Source organism: Knoellia sinensis KCTC 19936 (genome assembly GCF_000768705.1).
Lineage (GTDB): Bacteria > Actinomycetota > Actinomycetes > Actinomycetales > Dermatophilaceae > Knoellia > Knoellia sinensis.
On the sequence record NZ_AVPJ01000003.1, the window covers coordinates 94332 to 113374 of the forward strand.

The window sequence follows — 19043 nt, forward strand, 5'->3', positions numbered from 1 at the left end:
GTTCTCAAGTTTACGGATCCCTCCCCCCTCGCCCAAATCGACCGCGAAGGGACCCAAAACAAGGGCTGACCTGCGCAAACACCGGATTGGCAACGGCATACAGAATAGTTGTGCAAACACAGTGTGCATAGGTATTGTGCATGCATGAGTTCTGATCTACCCGAAACGAACACCAGCCTGACCGGCCTACGGCTCGACGCCAGGTCACTCAAGGTGCTCGCCCACCCCCTGCGGTCGCGGCTCCTTTCCGCGTTGCGGCGCGGCGGGCCAGCCACCGCGACCGCCCTCGCGAGTGCGCTGGGCACCAACTCGGGCGCGACGAGCTATCACTTGCGCAAACTCGAGTCCGTCGGTCTCGTCGCCGACACCGGTGAGGGCGAGGGCAAGCGGCGCCTGTGGCGAGCAGCCACCGAGAGCCACCAGTACGAGCCGAGCGACTTCGCAGGCGATGAGGACTCCGAGACGGCACTCAACTGGCTCGTGCGCGACTACACGCGCCATTTCGCCGAGCAGTTCGAGAAGTGGCTCGACGTCGAGGCCGCCTGGCCCAGCGCCTGGCGCGACGCCGCGGGGATGAGCGACTCCTATGTCATCGCGACACCCGACCAGCTCCAAGCGATGAGGACCGAGATCTACGCCGTCATCGACCGCTATCGCCGTGTGGGACAGGGCAATCCGGCCGCACGTCGGCTGGCGGTCTACAACGTGACGTATCCGCTCGACCTCGACCGTATCCCCCGCGGCGAGGACTCATGAGCACCTCACTCTCCCCCGCGGCAGCGAAGCGCGTCTTCTACCTTCTCTCGACGACGCGTTGGCTCCCCGTGGGCTTCGTCGTCGGGATCTTCGCCCTCGTCGCCCTCGAGCGCGGGCTCTCGATCGAGCAGATCACGCTCTTCATGACCGCGCAGGGCCTCATGGTCCTGCTGCTCGAACTTCCGACGAGCGGCTTCGCCGACGTCCTGGGACGCAAACCTGTGCTGCTCGCCGCCGGGGTCGTCAACATCGTCGCCGGAATCGCCTACCTGTTCGCGCAGTCGTTCTGGCAGTTCGCGCTCGCCGCCGGACTCATGGGGGTCTACCGCGCCCTTGATTCCGGTCCGCTGGAGGCGTGGTACGTCGACACCGTCCACGAACGCGACCCCGGCAGCGACGTGCACGGGGCGATGTCGATCCAGGGCGTGCTGGTGGGCGTCGGCATGGGCGGTGGCGCCCTCGTGTCGGGGGCACTGGTCGCGTGGCATCCCTTCAAGGACTCCAGTGCGCTCCTGCTGCCGATCCAGGTCTTCGTCGCGCTGTGCGTCGTCCATCTCGTCGCCACGATGGCCCTCCTGCGCGAGACGCCTCGCAGTGAGGGGCGCCTCCGAGCGCGTCTCGGCTCGTCGGTGCGCGACACCCCCGGGGCCGTCCGCGACGGCCTGAGCCTGCTGCGCTCCAACAGGGTGCTCCGCAACCTCGTCCTCGTCGAGGTGTTCTGGGTGACGGGGATGATGGCCTACGAGACGCTCATGCCGCTGCGGCTGGCCGAACTCCTCGGCTCCGAGGCTCGTGCGGGTGTCTGGATGGGGCCGGCCGCCGCCGGTGGGTGGGCCCTGTTCTCCTTCGGCTCCTGGCTGGGTGGACGCCTCGCCGATCGCCTCGGACTGGTCCGAGCCGCCATCCTCGGACGCGTCATCAACGGACTCGGGGTCGTCGCCATGGGTTTGGCACTCGGGCCCGCGGCACTCCTGATCGCCTACCTCTTCACCTACACCATGCATGGCGCCGCGAGTCCTGCCTACATGGGACTCATGCACCGCGAGGCGTCGTCGAAGAACCGCGCGACCGTCCTGTCGATGAGCTCCCTCGTGATGCAGGCCGGCGGCGCCATCGCTGGCCCAATGCTCGGCCTCCTCGCCGCGCGCACCTCGATCTCCACCGCGATGATCGTCGCCGGCGTGGTGAGCACCCTCGGCTTCGCCTGCTTCCTGCCTGCCCGCCGTCGCGAACGCTCGTCCACGGAGCGGGTCGCGAACGCAGAGGTGACTCCGACCCAGACGTGAGCGGACGGCATACGGTGAATTGACGACAACCCAAGGAGCACATCGTGCGCAAGGTCATCGTCAGCGAAATCGTCTCTCTCGACGGGCACTTCAGCGGGCCGGGCGGCAACGTCATGGTGATGCCGTTCGATGCCGGGTTCAGCGAGAACAACGCCGAACTGCTGCGCGGCGCGAGCACGCTGCTTCTCGGTGGAACGAGCTATCGGGGATTCGTGGACTACTGGCCCGGCATCAAGGACGACGCCGACCAACCGGAACTCGAGCGAGAGATCTCAACGCTCAACTCGGCGATGGAGAAGGTCGTCGTCTCCGACACCCTCACGTCCGATGAGACCGGTCCCTGGGCCGACTCGACCCGGATCGTCCCGCGCGCGGAGGCGCACGAGGTCGTGCGTGCGTTGCGCGCTGAGGAGGACGGCGGCGACATCGTCATCTTCGGGAGCCACGTGCTCTGGAACGACCTGTTGGCACACGGCCTCGTCGACGAGCTCCACCTCATGTTCGGTCCCGGGATCGTTGGCGCCGGGGGCGTCCCGGCGTTCGAGGCCGCCGGGCCAGCTCGATTCCGGCTGCTCGACACCCACCGATGGGAGGGCTCCGACCTCGTCCGCCTGCGGTACGCCGTCAACCCAGAAGCCTGACGCCGACGCGACCTCCCTCATTGACCGAGTGGCGGCCGAGGAAGAGCATGGCTCTGTGGTGCAACGGCTGGAGGCCGACTACCTCGTCGTCGGCGCTGGTGCGACGGGCATGGCGTTCACGGACGCCCTGACCGAGCACTCCGACGCCTCCGTGGTCATCATCGACCGCCGACACGGCCCCGGAGGGCACTGGCTCGACGCCTATCCCTTCGTCCGACTCCACCAGGCGTCGGCCTTCTATGGCGTGGCCTCGACCCTGCTCGGCGGCGGGCGGTTGCAGAGCGACGGCCCCGAGGCCGGGCTGGCCGAGCGCGCGAGTGCCCCGGAGGTCTGTGCGTACTACGACCGCGTGCTGCGCGAGCGGTTGCAGTCCTCCGGCCAGGTGTCGTTCATGCCGGCCTGTGACTATCGGGGCGAGGGCCGGTTCGTCTCGTTGCTGTCGGGTCGGGAGTACGTGGTCCGCGGTCGCGTGGTCAACGCTCACCACCTCTCCCCCACGATCCCCGCACGGACCGAGCCACCCTTCCGAGTGGGCGACGGAGTTCGCGTGGTGGCCGTCAACGAGTTGGCTTCCCTCGGCGAGGCCGCCTCTCAGTACGTCATCGTCGGCGCCGGGAAGACCGCAACCGACGCCTGCGTCTGGTTGCTCGGCAACGGGGTCGACCCGGACGCCATCCGCTGGGTCCGATCGCGCGACCCCTGGATGCTCAACCGTGCGAAGGTCCAGCCCGACCCGGTGATCTTCTGGGGGTTGGGAGCGGACGTCTTCGAGGCGGCTTCGCTCGCGAGTTCGCCAACCGACCTCTTCCTGCGGATGGAAGCAGCGGGCGTGATGCTTCGGATCGACCCGTCGGTCATGCCCACGATGGCCAAGACGCCCACACTCGCCCAGTGGGAACTCGACGAACTCCGCACCATCGAGGACGTCATCCGGCTCGGACACGTCCGTGGCGTCGAATCCGGACGACTCTCGCTCGAGGACGGCGACGCCGCCATCGCTCGCGACGCCGTCGTCGTGCACTGCGCTGCATCAGGACTCCAGTACTCACCTCTCGTGCCGATCTGGGGCAGTGCGGAGATCACGCTCCAGCCGATCCGAACCGGGTTCCCCTGCTTCGGCGCGGCCCTGGCCGGCTATGCGGAGGCCACCATCGACTCGGATGAGGAGAAGAACCGGCTCTGCCCGCCTTCGCCGTACTCCAACACGATGGAGGACTGGCCGCGGATGAACGTGCTCGGCACCCTCGCGTCACTCGCCTTCACCTCCGCCCCCGATCTGCGGACGTGGTCCAACGAGGTCCCGCTGAATCCCGCCGCTGTCTCAGCAGCGCGGCAGGTGTCGCCGGAGCTGTCCGCGACACAGGAACGGTTCCGACAGTTCATGGAGCCGGGGTTGGCCCGGATGCGGCAACTGGCCGGGATGGACTAGCGGCACGAAACGCCGTTCACGGACTGGTGCTCGTCACCGTGGTGCGATGCGTCGACGAGTCGTAGGCGAAGTTCGTCCTTGCCCCGTCACTCGGCACGGTCACGGTGAGGTTGCCGCCGTTCGGGACACCGCCGTCGCCGTAGTTCTCATCCCACGAGAGCCCATGGGCGACCTTGAAGGTCCACGAGCCCGCGGGGATCCTCGTCGTCGCCCAGGTGAAGACACCATCGCCGTCCTTGTCCTGCAGCCACGGGCGCATGCAGTCCGGGGACCAGTCGGCCGGGCAGCCGAGTTCGGACTGGAACGACCCCGGCGCCGTGACGATGTCGGTCTCCTCGTCCGACGTCGCCCAGTGCGTCGTCGGGTCGTAGTAGAACGACACGGTGCCGTCGGTCTCGTAGGAGATGTTGGCGCCGTCACGCACACCCCTCTCGCCGTAGTTCTCGGTCCAGGCGCGGTCGAGAGCGGCCTTGTAGGAGTACGGTCCGGCCGGCACCGTGAACGACTTCTTCCAGATCTGGTCGTCCGCGTCGAGCGTGAGCTGGGCGTTGTCGCACCACGGCTCCCAGTCCGCCGGGCAGCCCATCTCGGAGTTGTGGGTTCCGGCCACCGCGACGGCACCCGGCTGGGTCGCCGACGGGTCCCCGATCTCGCCCTCTGTCGAGCCACCGGTGGACTCGGTGACGACCGAGGCCCACGTCGAGTCGGCGGCCACGCGCCCGGCCGCGTCACGCACGACCGCGCGGTACTCGAGCACCGAGCCCACCGGCATACCGGCAACGTCGTGGAACACCCGGAAGGGTGCGTTGTCGTCGGTCCCGATCGTGCGCCACTGCGTGGTTCCCAGCGGCCGGTAGAGGAAGGTCGTCTGCGCGAAGGTGCTCGCCGCGACGTCCGCCGCGACTTCGGCACGACCGGCCACCGTGTTGGCATCACCAATCGACAGCTCGATCGTCGGAGCCGCACCGGCGGTCGAGATCGGCTTGTTGGCCCGCCACACGCTCACGGTGAGCGGTGGCACCGTGACCGACAAGGAGCCGTCGGCTGCGGGCTTCACAGCAGTGTCCGTGCCGGACACGGGAGTGAAGACCACACCCTTGCCCTTGCTCCACGTCGGGAACGACGCTGTCCGAGCCGACGTCGCGTTGTTGGCGGCCACGACGTACTCCACCTTGTTGCCCGCGTCCACCCGAGACACCGCGAAGATGCCGGCCCCGTCGGCGGCGTGGCGCAGGACCTGGGCACCGTCGGCGAGGGCCGGATGCTTGGCTCGCACCGAGGCGAGCGCCCGGATGTGCTCATACAGCGGGTGGTCGGTCGCGTAGCGGTCGCGTGACCCCTCCGGCCCGGCGAGCACGTCCTCGGTGTTGTAGATGTCGACCTGGCTGGCGAACATGTCCTCGCGCGCCAGTTGGTCGCCGCCGGTGCCGATGAAGCCCTGCTCGTCTCCGTAGTAGGTCACTGGCTGGCCGCGCGTCGCGAACATGAGCGACTCGGCGAACTTCACGCGGGCGAGGTGCTCCGCCTCGTCCCCGCTCACCTCCTTGAGGAACATCGCCGCGCGGCCCATGTCGTGGTTCCCGAGGAAGGTCGGCAGCTGGTAGGCGTTGCTGTCCGCGTCGGTGTACCAGTCGTCCTTGGCGAAGAAGTCGGCGAGGACATTGGCGGAGTTGCCCTTGGCGAAGTCGACGCCCTGCTGCTGGAAGCCGAAGTCGAGGGTGGCCTGGAGCTTGCCGCGGGTCGTGTACTCGGACATCACCGCCGGGTTGCCGTCGAACACCTCACCGAAGGCGAAGAAGTCCTCGTTGCTCTTGGCTGCGTGCCCCAGCAGATCGGGCATGAACTTCTGCCAGAACTCCATGTTGACGTGTTTGACCGTGTCGATGCGGAAGCCGTCGATGCCGAGGTCGACCCACGTCTTGTAGATCTCGCCCATGCCCTCGACGACCTCGGGGCGCTCGGTGAAGAGGTCGTCGAGCCCGATGAAGTCGCCGTAGGTCGAGGACTCGCCGGCGAACGTCGAGTCGCCGCGGTTGTGGTACATCAGCGGGTCGTTGAGCCACGCCGGCGTCTTGGCGTCCTCGTCACCCTCGTGGAAGAACGGCGTGTACGGGAACGACGTCGCCGGGTCCATCTCGGGGAACGTCTCGTTCACGTAGTCGCGGTCGTCGAAGACGGTGCCGTCGGCCATCTTGTAGGGCGCGCTCCGCTTCGACCGGTAGGTGTACTGCTGCTCCTCGTAGTCGATGACGTCGGCCGTGTGGTTGGTGATGATGTCGAAGAAGACCTTCATGCCCTTCTTGTGCGCCGCCGCGATGAGGGCCTTCATCTCCGCGTTGGTGCCGAGGTGAGGGTCGATCTGGGTGAAGTCGGTGATCCAGTAGCCGTGGTAGCCGGCGCTCTCCTCACCCGGCTTCCCCTGGACAGGCTTGTTCTTGAAGCTCGGCGTGAGCCAGATGGCCGTCGTGCCCAGTCCCTTGATGTAGTCGAGCTTGCTCATCACGCCGGCGAGGTCGCCGCCGTGGTAGAAGCCCTTGTGCGTCGGGTCGAACCCGGTCTGGAGCGGGCCCCCGGTCAGCCCACCGCGGTCGTTGTCGGTGCGACCGTTGGCGAACCTGTCGGCCATGAGGAAGTAGAACCGTTCGCGGGTGAGCGGCGACCTCAGCGAGTCCTTCGCGAGCGCTGCGTCGGCGGCCGTGGTGCCGCCACCCACGCCCTCCGCCGTGAGACTCACGACGTGCGAGACGTCGTCGTAGGTGAACTTCAGCGTTGCCGGACCCTCGAGGACGAGCGGGAGGTTGGCACCGTCCAGGGCACCGCCCGCGCCGTAGTTGACGTCCCACGAGTCGTTGAGGGCGACCTTGTATTCGTAGGTCCCAGCGGGGACCGTGAACGACTTCGTGTATGCCGTGGTGTCGCCGACGCGCGCCAGGTCCGTGGCGTTGCAGTCCGGCTGCCAGTCGTCGGGGCACCCGAGCTCGGACTGAAGCGATCCCACGAGGGCGACGGACACGGTCTCGGCTGCCGCGGGAACAACGGCTCCCACGAGGGGTGCGGCGATGAGAGCGGCACCAGCAGCGACGGCAGACAGACGGCGTGGACTGGGCATCGTTGCTCCTCCAAAGTCGCCGCGACACCACCGTTGGTGCCCGGGCGTAGTTCTCATGGGACCGACGGCGCAGTCACAAAGAACTGGGAGGAGGCTATCTGCGTAAACGCTTTACCTCAACCCCAAACCTCGCCTTGCGTGCCCCAGCGCGAGCCAGCGGCCGCACTGGGCCACACAAGGCAGGATGTCGGGGGTGAAGCAGTTCGTGCTGGGCGCCGCCACCACCCTCGTGGCCATCGTCGTCGCTGCCCTTGTCCTGGTGTGGTCCGTGGGCAGCCCCGGGTCTGGGTCTGACGTCCGCGTCCCGTCCGCGAGTCCTACCGCCCGCCCATCAGCTCCCACCGACCTTGGCAAGGGCGAGACGTGGCTCGGGGACGTTCGGCTCACGAGCGCCCAGGTCGTCACCGGAGACGGGGGGCTCGAGGACGTCACCGCCGTCGGCACGGGGATCACGCTCACGGAGGACGGCCTGCGCGCCACTCGTCTCGACATCGACGCGGCGCTGCCGTTCGAGACTGCTGCGTCGCAAATCGGAGACGGCGTGGAGCTGTACGCCGCCGACGACGGGCTCACCGGGCTGCGTCGCACCGTGAGCGCGCTGGGCCGCGACATTCAGGTGCGCGCCACCGGACGGGTTCGAGCCGAGGGTGGCCAGCTGGTCATCACGCCCCAAACCATCGACCTCGACGGCCCCGACTGGCTCGACAGCGCCGCGTCCGCCATCGTCCGCCAGCTCGTGACGATTCGGCACACGGTGCAAGGAGTCCCGGACGGCATGGCTCTCACTTCGGTGTCGGTCCGCCCTGACGGATTCCAGGCCCACTTGCGCGGAAATGACGTGCACATCTCCCGCTGAGTCGGGCGGAATTTCCCGAACGGTGAATCGGGCGGTCCAGACCCGCCTATAGTTCCCTCCGAGCGCGCACGACGGGGTGACGAGCAGGGAACCGTCGCTGCTCGTGTGCGGGCCCGAAAGCTTGCGAGGAGACCGTCTGATGAGCCGTGCCCGACGACGCGTGGGAGTGGTCGGAGCCGGTGCGCTGAGCCTGGCACTGGCCGCCGGAGCCACCGCCGCCTCCGCTGCGCCCTCCGCTGCACGGGCCACGACCGCCGCGGCGCCGGCCGCGACGTCCTCGGAGAACCGCTCCGCCGGCCACCTCTACGTCGCAGGTGGCCCACTCGTGGTCTCGCAGAACGCTTCCCAGGAGGTCGCGCACGCGACCGACCGCGTCGAGACGCGGATCGCCGGTCAGAGCCGCTACGCCACAGCGGCTGCCGTGGCCAGCACAGGCTGGCCGTCCGGCGCCGATGAGGTCCTGATCGCGACCGGTGAGAACTTCCCCGACGGGTTGGCCGCCTCGGCAGTCGCCGGTGGGCGCGAGGCTCCCCTGCTGCTGACCGCATCGCAGTCGCTGCCCCTCCCCACTCAGGACGAGCTCATCAGGCTCGAACCGACCACCGTCCACGTCATCGGCGGCCCGGGCGCCGTCTCCGAAGGTGTGGTTCTGCAGATCCAGGAGATCCTGCCTCAGGCCAGCGTGCTGCGCATTGCCGGTGGCAGCCGCTACGAGACGGCGGCTGCCGTCTCACGCCTGACCCCGGAGAGCTCCGACAACGCCTTCGTCGCCACCGGTGCGAACTTCCCCGACGCCCTCAGCGCCGGTCCGGCAGCAGCCCGACTCGGAGCCCCGCTGCTGCTCACGGCAGGCACCGACCTCTCGGCCCCCACCGCCGCCGAGCTGCGCCAGCGCAAGCCGGCCCGCACCTTCGTCGTGGGCGGTCCGGGCGTGGTGAGCGACCGAGTCGTGAGCCAGATCCGGCAGGCGACCGGTGGCACCGTCGAGCGGCTGTCCGGCACGAGCCGCTTCGACACCGCGGCCGCGGTGAGCAACCGCGTCTTCGCGCCCACCACCCCAGCACTCGTGCTCGCGACCGGCAAGAACTTCCCGGACGCCCTCGCGGCCGGCGCGCTTGCGGGTGCGCAGCGGAGCCCGTTGCTGCTCGATGGCGGCGGCAGCTCCGCGCCTCGTGCCACCGTCGACTCGGGGCGTCGCGTCTCTTGGTGGACACCGGAATCCGGTCGGGTGCTGCGCTACAACGTCATCGTGCACCCGGACGACGAGATGTCGTCCATCTCGGTGGCCCGGCCCGATCCCGGCCGCTACGACGTCTTCATCGTCCTGACCCGCGGCGAGACCACGATCGCGTGCAACGGCAAGCCCGTCTCGAACCCGTGGTCGCACCTCGAGTACGTCCCCCAACCGCAGCCGATCGGCACCCTGTACTCGAACAAGTGTCGCCAGCAGCGACTCGACAGCTGGGTCCAGCACCTCACGAAGTCGGGCCTGGCCGAGACTCCACGCTTCGTCCGCCGCAAGGGCGTCCCCGTGACGTTCGACGGTCGGCTCCTCCCGACACCCACGCACAAGAGTGAGAACCTGACGACCGCGACAGCCGACTACTTCGACGTGGCAGTGGGCGCCAACAGTGCACTCATCGCGTTCGACATGGGCAGCATCGCCCCTGATGAGGTCCTGTGGGCGTTGGAGAACGTTCGGCTGCAGCGCGCCGCCCTCTTCCCCACGGCCCTTGAGGGGGACGTCGTCGTGGGCGGCTACTACAACGCCACCGGCACCGGTTCGCAATACACGAACAGCGATCACCGCACCGTGCACCGAGTCGTCAGCACCACGGACCTCGGCCTGCCCGGAAGCCAGTACGCACCCGTCGGCCACTCCGCGCCGGGTCGCGCCTTCGGGGACTGGGTCGACCGCTACTGCGCGCACATGTGCCACCCCAACGCGACCAATGAATACCGAGGCCCCGTCGGTACCTTCCAGTGGTCCTACGGCTGGTTGGGCAAGGGCCAGTGGGCCAGCGGCACCATGGATGTCGGTGCAGGCTTCTCTCGCTACCAGTCCTTCGCGAAGTGGTTCTGACACAACGCAATTCCCAGTCCGGGAAGGGGTGCCCCCGCCAACCTCAGTCGTCGAGGGTCCGGGTAGCTCGCGCCTCCTCGGCCCGCGCGGCCAGATCCGCGTCGCGCGGGTAGGTGACCTCCTCGAGCGACAGTCCGTGCGCCGGCATGACCTTGACGCGCGGGTCGCGCGACCGGGCAACCAGCACCTCACGCGGGAAGTCGACTCCCTCTCGCCCCAGCCCCACGGGCACGACGGAACCCACGAGCGCGCGAACCATGCTGTGGCAGAAGGCATCCGCCACGACTGTTGCCGCCAGGGTGCCGTCGCCGAGTCGCTCCCAGCGATAGTCGAGCAGGGTCCGGACCGTTGTCGCACCGTCCCGCTTCTTGCAGAACGCCGCGAAGTCGTTCAGCCCGACGAGGTGGTGTGCGGCGCGATCCATCCCATCCACGTCCAGCGGGTCCTTGAGCACGACCGTGTCGTGCCGGCGCAGCGGGTCGAGCGATCCGGTGCGATCGCACAGCCGATAGAGATATCGCCGCTGCACAGCCGAGAACCGCGCGTCGAACCCCTCGGGCGCCCGGCGCACCTCCCGCACGACGATGTCGGACGGCAGTATGCCGGCCAGTCGGGTTCGCGCTGCCTCCTCCGGTGAGCGGGACGACCGACCGGGCAAGACGGCATACAAGGTCTCATCGACGTCGGCGTGAACGACCTGACCACGAGCATGCACTCCGGCGTCCGTCCGTCCGGCGACGGTGAGCCGCACCGGTTCCGGAGACCTGAGCAACGTGGTGAGCGCCGTGGACAACTCCCCCTCGACGGTCCGCCGACCCGGCTGTGCAGCCCAGCCGGAGAAGTCGGTCCCGTCATAGGCCAGATCGATCCGCAGCCTCACCGACGTCATGACCCGCAGCCTAGGACACCGCCGGGTCGCTCCGAAGAACGCGCTGGCGTCGGACCCAGCCGCTGTCTAGGTTCGACTCCATGCACCGTCCCAGCCTCACCGAAGCCCTTGCCCATCGTGACGCCGTCCTGCGCGCCTTCGTCGGGGCAGACGGACGACTCTCATCGATCCCGACGAAGATCGCCAAGCGGCTCGTCGTCCTCGACCTCATCGCCCAGGACTTCGGGCTGGGCGAGATCTACCCGGAGGCTGACGTCAACACCATCCTCCAGCGACGCCACCCCGACCACGCGGCGCTCCGCCGCTATCTCGTCGAAGAGGGATTCCTCGACCGCCGCGACGGGGTCTACTGGCGCGCCGGCGGGACGGTCGAACTCGACTGAGCCGACGCCTGCGCGGCAGCCTCCTCGGCCAGGGTCTCGGGGTCGGTCGGCACTCCGACGGTGATGACGGACCCGTCCGGGCGCACGACAGGTTCCGGGGTGCGGGGCACGAGGTGCGTGAGCCGTGGCCCTTGGTCCGCGAGCGCCACCCGCACGGGGTGCCCAGGCGTCAGCGCGACCTCAGCCTCACGAACGAAGACCGAAACGGCTTCACCTCCGTCGAGCGTGAAGGTGATCGAGTCCTGCTCGACTTCGACTCGAATTCGACTGTCTCGCACGCGGATCGGGAACGACAAGCGCGGCCAGCCGGACGGCATACGAGGATCGAAGTGCAGTCCCTCACCGTAGTCGCGCATTCCCGCGAAGCCGTAGACGAGTGCATTCCAGACCCCACCGGCCGAGGCGATGTGCACCCCGTCCGAGGTGTTGCCGTGGAGGTCTGCCAGGTCGACGAAGAGCCCGGACAGGAAGTAGTGCATGGCCAGCTGGTGGTGCCCCACCTCCGCCGCGATGATCGACTGGACGACAGCACTCAAGGACGAGTCGCCGGTCGTGATGGGGTCGTAGTACTCGAAGTTGCGGCGCTTCTCCTCCTGCGTGAACCGGTCACCCTGGAGCAACAGGGCGAGCACGACGTCGGCCTGCTTGAGCACCTGGAACCGATAGATCACGAGCGGGTGGTAGTTGAGGAGCAGAGGTCGCTTGTCCGGCGGTGTGTGCGAGAGGTCCCACATCTCGCGATCGAGGAAGTTCTCGTCCTGCGGGTGGATGCCGAGGTCGTCGTCGAAGGGGATCGCCATCCCCGCCGCGCAGTCCTCCCATTCCGTGATCTCCTCCTCGCGCAGTTGGAGCCGGGACGAAAGTCGGGCGTATGCCGTCGGGTCGCCCTCGCGCAGCTGCTTCACCGCCGCCGCGGCTCGCTCGAGGTTGAACCGCGCCATGACATTGGTGAACAGGTTGTTGTTGACGACGGTGGTGTATTCGTCGGGTCCGGTGACGCCGTGGATGTGGAACGTGCGCCCGCCGTCCTCGCGCCAGAACCCGAGGTCCGCCCACATGCGCGCGGTCTCGACGAGGATCTCGGCCCCGTCGCGGCTGAGGAAGTCGGAGTCCCCCGTGGCATCCCCGTAGCGCGCCACGGCGTAGGCCACGTCGGCATCGATGTGGTACTGCGCGGTCCCGGCGGCGTAGTAGGCCGAGGCCTCGAGCCCGTTGATCGTGCGCCACGGGAAGAGGGCGCCGCGCTGGGCGAGCTCCCGGGCACGTTGGCGTGCGTGGTCGAGGAGGTTGACCCGGAAGCGCAAGAGATTCTTGGCAGCCGTGGGGAAGGTGTATGAGAGGAACGGCACGACATAGATCTCGGTGTCCCAGAAGTAGTGACCCTCATAGCCGCTCCCGCTGACCCCCTTGGCGGCCACGCCGAGCTGGTCGGCGCGGGCGGCCGCCTGGGCGATCTGGAAGAGGTTCCACCGGATGGCCTGCTGGAGTTCGGGGTGACCGTCCACCCGGACATCGGCGTTGCGCCAGTACTCCCCCACCCACTCGCGCTGCTGCTCGACCTGCGCCGCGACGCCGTCGCGCCGGACGCGATCCAGGGTGCGGCGGCACCGGTCGAACAGCTCACGGGCCGGCACGCCGCGGGACGAGTGGTAGGCCACTGCCTTGGTGACACGGATCGTGCGTCCCTCTGTTGCATCGACCCGATAGACCTTCTTGCCCAGGTCCGGTTCGGTGTCGAGGAGCTCCTCGACGACGTTGTCGGTCTCGATCGCGTGGTCCGCGCCGACCGCGAGGGTCATGCCCGAGCGGGCGCACTTGTAGCCGAGGATCATGCGACGGTCGCTGTGCCAGTCTCCCTGCGGCTCAAGGACTCTGGACGTGAAGGCGCCAGCCTTGCGAGGGTCCCACCCTGCGTCCTTCTTGGCCATGGCGTCGCGGTCCTGATATTCGTCCGCGCCGTCCTGGCGGTTGAGGATTTGGCTCGAGATGACGACCGGCGCGTCGCCGGAGAGCATCGTCACCTCGATCGTCAGGATCGCCAGGTGCCGCTCAGTGAACGAGATCATCCGGCTCGTGTCGACCCGGACGACCTTGCCCGACGGCGTCCGCCACACGAGGTGACGCCGAAGGACACCGTCGCGGAAGTCAATGGATCGTTCGTACTCGACCAGGTCGGCCGTCGACAGCAGCAGCGGCTCGTCGTCGACATAGAGCTTCATGACCTTGCTGTCGGGGACGTTGACGATCGTCTGCCCGGTGTGCGCGAACCCGAACGCCTGCTCGGCGTGGTGGATGTCCCAGGTCTCGTGGAAGCCGTTGACGAACGTGCCGTGCGTAGCAGACGGTCGCCCCTCGGGCGGGTTGCCGCGCATGCCGAGGTAGCCGTTGCCGATCGCGAAGAGCGTCTCTGTCAGACCGAGGTCGTTGTCGCTCGGGAAGGTCTCGACCAGCCGCCACTCGTCCGCGGGGAAACGTTGGCGGTCCAGCGGGTCGGTCCCGTCGAAGTCGAGCCTCACGGAACCAGCTCCTGGAGGTCCTGGACGACGAGATCCGCTCCAGCTTCGGTCAGTCCGTCGGCTCCGGCGCCCCGGTCCACCCCGATCACGAGTCCGAAGTCACCGTCGCGCCCTGCGCGAACTCCCGACGTCGCGTCCTCGAGCACGACGGATCGCTCCTTGCTCACCCCCAGCTCCTGCGCCGCGTGGAGGAAGGTGTCCGGTGCCGGCTTGCCCGGCAGCCCCAGCTCCGCGGCGACCGCCCCCGACACGACCACGGGGAAGCGGTCGGCGATCCCGGCCGCCTCGAGCACCGCCGGTGCGTTCTTCGACGAGGAGACCACGGCCATCTTCGTTCCGCGCTCGGCGAGGGCATCGAGCAGAGCCAGCGACCCGGCATACGCCTCCACACCGTCCCGCTCGAGGACCGCGTTGAAGGCGTCGTTCTTGCGGTTACCCAGCCCGCTCACGGTCTCCTCCTCCGGACTGTCCGAGGGGTCTCCATCAGGAAGCTCGATCCCGCGCGACTCGAGGAACGCGCGGACGCCGTCGTAGCGCGGGCGCCCGTCGACGTGGGCGAAGTAGTCCTCGTCCGTGTAGGGCTCGTCGATGCCCTTGGATGTCAGGTAGGCGTTGAACATCTCGTCCCAGGCGCGCATGTGCACCTCGGCCGTCGGGGTCAGGACCCCGTCGAGATCGAACAGGGCAGCGTCATAGGCATTCCAGTCCATGGCGTCACCCTACGGAGGTGTCACCTTCCGTGGCGACCCAAACCGCCGTCCCGTATGCCGTCCGCCCCTGTCCGCGCGCACGTCGGCTCACCCCGAAGAGAGCACCGCGAAGGCCAGTTGTCCTTGCGTTCGGATCCCTGTTGGGACGAGAGGCCACGCCGGGTGCCGCGCATCCATGAGCGCGACCGCCGAGCGAATGCGCTGGCGATCCTTCCTCGTGAACCCGGCAGCCATGCTGAACGGATCATCGATCAGGGCACACAGCAGGGCGAGATCTCGGTAGTGCCGAGCCGGACTCGGAAGTGAAACTGCCGCCGCCTTGCCCACGATGGCTGCGGTCAGATTTGGTCGTCGGATCACTCCGCTCCGGCCCTCATGCTCGACGGCGATCTCCTCGGTTCGCTCCAGCGCCTGAGTCCCACCAGGCATTTCGAGCGTGCGACCGGGCGGCGTCGTCGTCAGATCTGCCCTCCGACCCACACCCTCAGGGGCGAGCACATCAACGACGACCCGACTCCCGTCCGACTCGTGCACGTAGCGATGCGCCAGGCCCTCTGCGCTGATTCCGTCCACGTCGAAGCCCATGTGACCGAGGGTCCCAACCAGCTCGTTCAGAGCGCGCTTGTCTGCCCTGATGTCGGCCACGATGTCGCCGTCCTGGCTGATCTGCGGCGGGACCTGACCGTGCTCGAGAGCGTGGAGCAGCACCATCTGCCCACCCACCAGTGACCACGGCACGGTGGATCGCTCAGAGAGGTCGAGCAACGCGTGCCAGAGGCGATCGACAGGCGTTGCCAGAGGCGGCAGGACGATCGTCACGCTCACAGCACTGCCTCCCGAATGAGCTGCTGCAGGGCTTCGGCCCCTGCGCTGACTTCACGCGGCTCCAGGGCGTCCAAGAGGTCTGCGGCGAGGAAGGAATCAGGCACGCCATCTCTCCCATCGAAGGGCCAGACGCCGTGCGGCACCAACAAGTCGAGATTGCCACCCACCCGCACCTCCCGGAGTGCGAGCTGAACTGCCAGTTCCTTCCACCGGGACGGATGCACGTAGAACTGGTCGACTGCACCGTCGGACAGCACAAGATCGAATCCACGCTCGACCGCCAGGCCGAGTCCGGCCCGCCGGGCAACGTCGCCATCCGCCAGTCGCCTGACAGCAGCCGGGTGGGCGTCGAAATGCAATATCTGACTGCGCCCACGGAGCGCGGCCCGAAGGCGATCTGCATCAGCCTCCTGCATCCGACGCATGGATGCCCGCACCTGGCTACGAGCTGAGGATCGCAGCCACGGCGCGTCGCCCCCAGCGGCGAGGTCGAGAAGGGCCCAGGCGCGAAGCGGCCCGAGGGGACGTCCGGCTGAGCGACGACGCTGCTCAAGCCGGGCGACGTCACTGTCTGCAATGAGCCAGACGCGACCCATGCGTTCAGCACGCAGGTCCCCGGAGTGGATCAACTGACGCACCCGCTGTTCGTTGACGCCGAGTCGTCCGGCCGCCTCGTGGACCGACATGGACATGATGAACCTCCCGTTTCGTAAATGATAGTGATATCACCATGATTTAAGCAACGGGCAGCGATCCGGTCGACATGCGGGACCGTCGGTACCGGCTCCTCTGCTCCACGGGAGGGTCACGCGGACCTGCAGTGGCGGCTTTGGCTCCTGGTCCTCAGCATGACGAGGTCAACGATCGCCGCCACTGCATGTCCGTGGGTCCACCCCCGGGGAATGCACGAGGGCCGCCCACCTCGCGATGAGGTGAGCGGCCCTTGTGCGTATGCCGTGTGGCGGCAGATCAGGCGTCGTCGCCCTCGACCTGCTGCTTGGCCTCGCCACCGGCCGGCTCGAAGCCGGCAGCCTTGGCGTCGTCGGCCGAGGCGAACCAGAACTCGGCCTCGGTGATGTCGTACCACTGCGAGCCCGGGACGTGGTACTTGCCCGAGTCCGAGTTGCCCTTGACCAGGTGACCCTCGGGAGCGGAGCCGTCCTCGTTGGAGGCGACGGCGCCCTTGGGCAGCTCGACGGCGGCCGCAGCCTCGGTGGCCGGAGCCTCCGTGGTGTCGGCCTCGACGACCTCGGTGGCCTCGGTCGCCGGAGCCTCGGCCTCAGCAGCCTTGGCCTTCTTGGCGTCCTTGGCGGCACGCTTGGTCGCGCCCTCGGCCTCCTTGACGGTGGCCTTCTTGGCGACGGGCTCGCGGACGAGCTCGATGACCGCCATGGGGGCGTTGTCGCCCTTGCGGGGACCGATCTTCGTGATGCGGGTGTAGCCACCCTGGCGCTCGGCCATGTCGGGGGCGACCTCGACGAAGAGGCGGTGCACGACGCCCTTGTCACGAACGACCGTCATGACCCGGCGACGGGCGTGCAGGTCTCCGCGCTTGGCGAACGTGATGAGGCGCTCGGCGAGGGGGCGAAGGCGCTTGGCCTTGGACTCCGTCGTCGTGATCGAGTCGTGCTCGAACAGCGAGGTCACGAGGTTGGCCAGGATGAGCCGCTCGTGAGCCGGGCCGCCTCCGAGGCGGGGACCCTTGGTGGGCGTAGGCATGTCTTTACTCCTTGATGTGGGTCAGCGTCAGAGCTGCTCGTCCTCGGCGAACGACGCGTCCTCTGCGTCGTCGGCGTCGGAGAAGCTGAACTCGTCGTCGTAGGAAGAGATCTGGCTCGGGTCGAAGCCTGCGGGGCTGTCCTTGAGCGCCAGGCCCATGCCGTGCAGCTTGGCCTTGACCTCGTCGATGGACTTCTGACCGAAGTTGCGGATGTCGAGCAGGTCCGCCTCGCTGCGACCGACGAGCTCACCCACGGAGTGGATGCCCTCGCGCTTGAGGCAGTTGTAGGAACGCACCGTGAGGTCGAGGTCCTCGATCGGAAGGGCCAGGTCAGCGGCAAGCGCGGCGTCCGTCGGCGACGGGCCCATGTCGATGCCCTCGGCCTCGACGTTGAGCTCACGGGCGAGGCCGAAGAGCTCGACGAGGGTCTTGCCGGCGGAGGCGAGCGCGTCACGCGGGGTGACGGCCTGCTTGGTCTCGACGTCGAGGACGAGGCTGTTGAAGTCGGTGCGCTGCTCGACTCGGGTCAGCTCGACCTTGTAGGTGACGTTGAGGACCGGGCTGTAGATGGAGTCGACCGGGATGCGGCCGATCTCCTGGTCACCGGACTTGTTCTGGGCGGCGGAGACGTAGCCGCGACCGCGCTCGACGGTCAGCTCCATCTCGATGCTGCCCTTGTCGTTGAGCGTCGCGATGTGCAGGTCGGGGTTGATGACCTCGACACCGGCGGGCGGAGCGATGTCCGCGGCGGTGACGGCGCCAGCACCCTGCTTGCGGAGGTACATGACCACGGGCTCGTCGTGCTCCGAGGAGACGACCAGGCCCTTGATGTTGAGGATGATCTCCGTGACGTCTTCCTTGACCCCGGGGATCGTGGAGAACTCGTGGAGCACGCCGTCGATGCGGATGCTCGTCACGGCCGCACCGGGGATGCTCGAGAGCAGGGTGCGACGGAGGCTGTTGCCGAGCGTGTAGCCGAAGCCAGGCTCCAGCGGCTCGATGACGAAACGGCTCCGGTTCTCGGAGATGACGTCCTCAGAGAGGAGTGGACGCTGTGCGATGAGCACGGTGATTTCCTTCCCACGGGCGACCGCTATATGACGCCTCGTGAAGACCGAGCCACAAGGGCTCGACAGCCCAGCTCACCTCTGTCTGTGACCTGGACAAACACTGTGGTATGCCGTGTGCGCAAGGCGCGCACACGGCATACCAAAGCTGTGAATCAGTTCTTCGAGTAGAACTCGACGATGAGCTGCTCGGTCAGGATCGAGTCGATCTGCGCGCGAACGGGCAGCGAGTGGATCAGGATCTGCAGCGAACCCGGGACGACCTGCAGCCAGGCCGGGGTCGGGCGCTCGCCGTAGGTCTCACGCGCCACCTGGATCGGGAGCTTCTCCACCGACTGCTTGCGCACGGTGATGATGTCGTACTGCTCCACGCGGTAGGACGGAACGTCCACGCGCTTGCCGTTGACCTCGAAGTGACCGTGCGTCACGAGCTGACGAGCGGCACGACGGGTGCGGGCCAGGCCCGCGCGGTAGATGACGTTGTCGAGACGGGACTCGAGGATCGTCAGGATGTTCTCACCGGTCTTGCCGGGGCGGTTCGCCGCTTCCTTGTAGTAGCGGCGGAACTGCTTCTCCATGACGCCGTAGGTGAAGCGAGCCTTCTGCTTCTCCTGCAGCTGGGTGAGGTACTCCTTCTCCTGCATCCGGCGACGGCCGTGCTGGCCGGGCGGGAAGGGACGGAGGTCGAAGTTCTTGTCGCCGCCGACGAGGTCGACCTTGAGGCGACGCGACTTCTTGGTGATGGGGCCGGTGTAACGAGCCATGTTTCTAGT

General features: G+C 67.8%; 16 protein-coding genes. 7 read left to right on the top strand and 9 right to left on the bottom strand.

Translation table 11 applies throughout. The features are described from left to right. Positions 1-144 precede the first annotated feature (144 nt). The 4 genes from N802_RS05110 to N802_RS05125 are packed head-to-tail and all read left to right on the top strand — an operon-like array spanning position 145 to position 4112. A complete protein-coding gene (locus N802_RS05110; protein ID WP_035913229.1) occupies positions 145-756 on the top strand; it encodes an ArsR/SmtB family transcription factor in 612 nt (203 codons plus the stop codon). Continuing rightward, positions 753-2042, top strand: a complete 1290-nt coding sequence (locus N802_RS05115; RefSeq protein WP_035913231.1) for an MFS transporter — start codon at positions 753-755, stop codon at positions 2040-2042. The genes N802_RS05110 and N802_RS05115 overlap by 4 nt, the downstream gene beginning before the upstream one ends. 44 nt (positions 2043-2086) lie before the next feature. Next, positions 2087-2683, top strand: coding sequence for a dihydrofolate reductase family protein (locus N802_RS05120; protein ID WP_035913233.1), 597 nt, complete (start codon positions 2087-2089; stop codon positions 2681-2683). 55 nt (positions 2684-2738) lie between these two features. Beyond that, a complete protein-coding gene (locus N802_RS05125; RefSeq protein ID WP_035913812.1) occupies positions 2739-4112 on the top strand; it encodes an NAD(P)-binding protein in 1374 nt (457 codons plus the stop codon). A gap of 16 nt (positions 4113-4128) precedes the next feature. Here N802_RS05125 and N802_RS05130 read toward each other — a convergent pair whose 3' ends face one another. Next, complete coding sequence (locus N802_RS05130) at positions 4129-7221, bottom strand: pullulanase X25 domain-containing protein (protein ID WP_035913813.1); 3093 nt, start codon at positions 7219-7221, stop codon at positions 4129-4131. 193 nt (positions 7222-7414) lie between these two features. Between N802_RS05130 and N802_RS05135 the strand changes: the two genes are divergently transcribed. Both N802_RS05135 and N802_RS19335 read left to right on the top strand, forming a co-directional pair. Then, positions 7415-8077: an LmeA family phospholipid-binding protein gene (locus N802_RS05135; RefSeq protein WP_052109456.1), complete on the top strand. Its 663-nt coding sequence runs from the start codon at positions 7415-7417 to the stop codon at positions 8075-8077. A gap of 139 nt (positions 8078-8216) precedes the next feature. Then, on the top strand, positions 8217-10160 hold the full coding sequence (locus N802_RS19335; RefSeq protein ID WP_084071892.1) for a cell wall-binding repeat-containing protein: 1944 nt from the start codon (positions 8217-8219) through the stop codon (positions 10158-10160). A 43-nt stretch (positions 10161-10203) separates the two neighbouring features. On the opposite strand, the gene truA is transcribed toward N802_RS19335, so the two are convergent. After that, on the bottom strand, positions 10204-11049 hold the full coding sequence (gene truA / locus N802_RS05145; protein WP_035913238.1) for a tRNA pseudouridine(38-40) synthase TruA: 846 nt from the start codon (positions 11047-11049) through the stop codon (positions 10204-10206). An 80-nt stretch (positions 11050-11129) separates the two neighbouring features. Between truA and N802_RS05150 the strand changes: the two genes are divergently transcribed. Then, positions 11130-11432 (top strand): DUF2087 domain-containing protein, encoded by a 303-nt coding sequence (locus N802_RS05150; RefSeq protein ID WP_035913240.1) that lies wholly within the window; start codon positions 11130-11132, stop codon positions 11430-11432. Here N802_RS05150 and N802_RS05155 read toward each other — a convergent pair. The 7 genes from N802_RS05155 to rpsD all read right to left on the bottom strand — a co-directional run bounded on the left by N802_RS05155 (position 11396) and on the right by rpsD (position 19034). Next, positions 11396-13948: a glycoside hydrolase family 65 protein gene (locus tag N802_RS05155; protein ID WP_052109458.1), complete on the bottom strand. Its 2553-nt coding sequence runs from the start codon at positions 13946-13948 to the stop codon at positions 11396-11398. The two genes, N802_RS05150 and N802_RS05155, sit on opposite strands and share 37 nt — an antisense overlap. Then, positions 13945-14658, bottom strand: coding sequence for an HAD family hydrolase (locus N802_RS05160; protein ID WP_035913242.1), 714 nt, complete (start codon positions 14656-14658; stop codon positions 13945-13947). Before N802_RS05160 ends, N802_RS05155 begins: the two co-directional genes overlap by 4 nt. A gap of 87 nt (positions 14659-14745) precedes the next feature. Beyond that, on the bottom strand, positions 14746-15483 hold the full coding sequence (locus tag N802_RS05165) for a hypothetical protein (RefSeq protein ID WP_035913246.1): 738 nt from the start codon (positions 15481-15483) through the stop codon (positions 14746-14748). Next, complete coding sequence (locus N802_RS05170; protein WP_035913247.1) at positions 15480-16175, bottom strand: excisionase family DNA-binding protein; 696 nt, start codon at positions 16173-16175, stop codon at positions 15480-15482. The genes N802_RS05165 and N802_RS05170 overlap by 4 nt, the downstream gene beginning before the upstream one ends. A gap of 277 nt (positions 16176-16452) precedes the next feature. Then, positions 16453-17202 carry a 50S ribosomal protein L17, sunset domain variant gene (rplQ, locus tag N802_RS05175; RefSeq protein ID WP_035913250.1) on the bottom strand — a complete coding sequence of 250 codons (750 nt, stop codon included), beginning with the start codon at positions 17200-17202 and terminating at the stop codon, positions 16453-16455. 27 nt (positions 17203-17229) lie between these two features. Further along, positions 17230-18270 (bottom strand): DNA-directed RNA polymerase subunit alpha, encoded by a 1041-nt coding sequence (locus tag N802_RS05180; protein ID WP_035913252.1) that lies wholly within the window; start codon positions 18268-18270, stop codon positions 17230-17232. Between the two features lie 155 nt (positions 18271-18425). Next, positions 18426-19034: a 30S ribosomal protein S4 gene (gene rpsD, locus N802_RS05185; RefSeq protein ID WP_035913254.1), complete on the bottom strand. Its 609-nt coding sequence runs from the start codon at positions 19032-19034 to the stop codon at positions 18426-18428. Between the last annotated feature and the right edge of the window lie 9 nt (positions 19035-19043).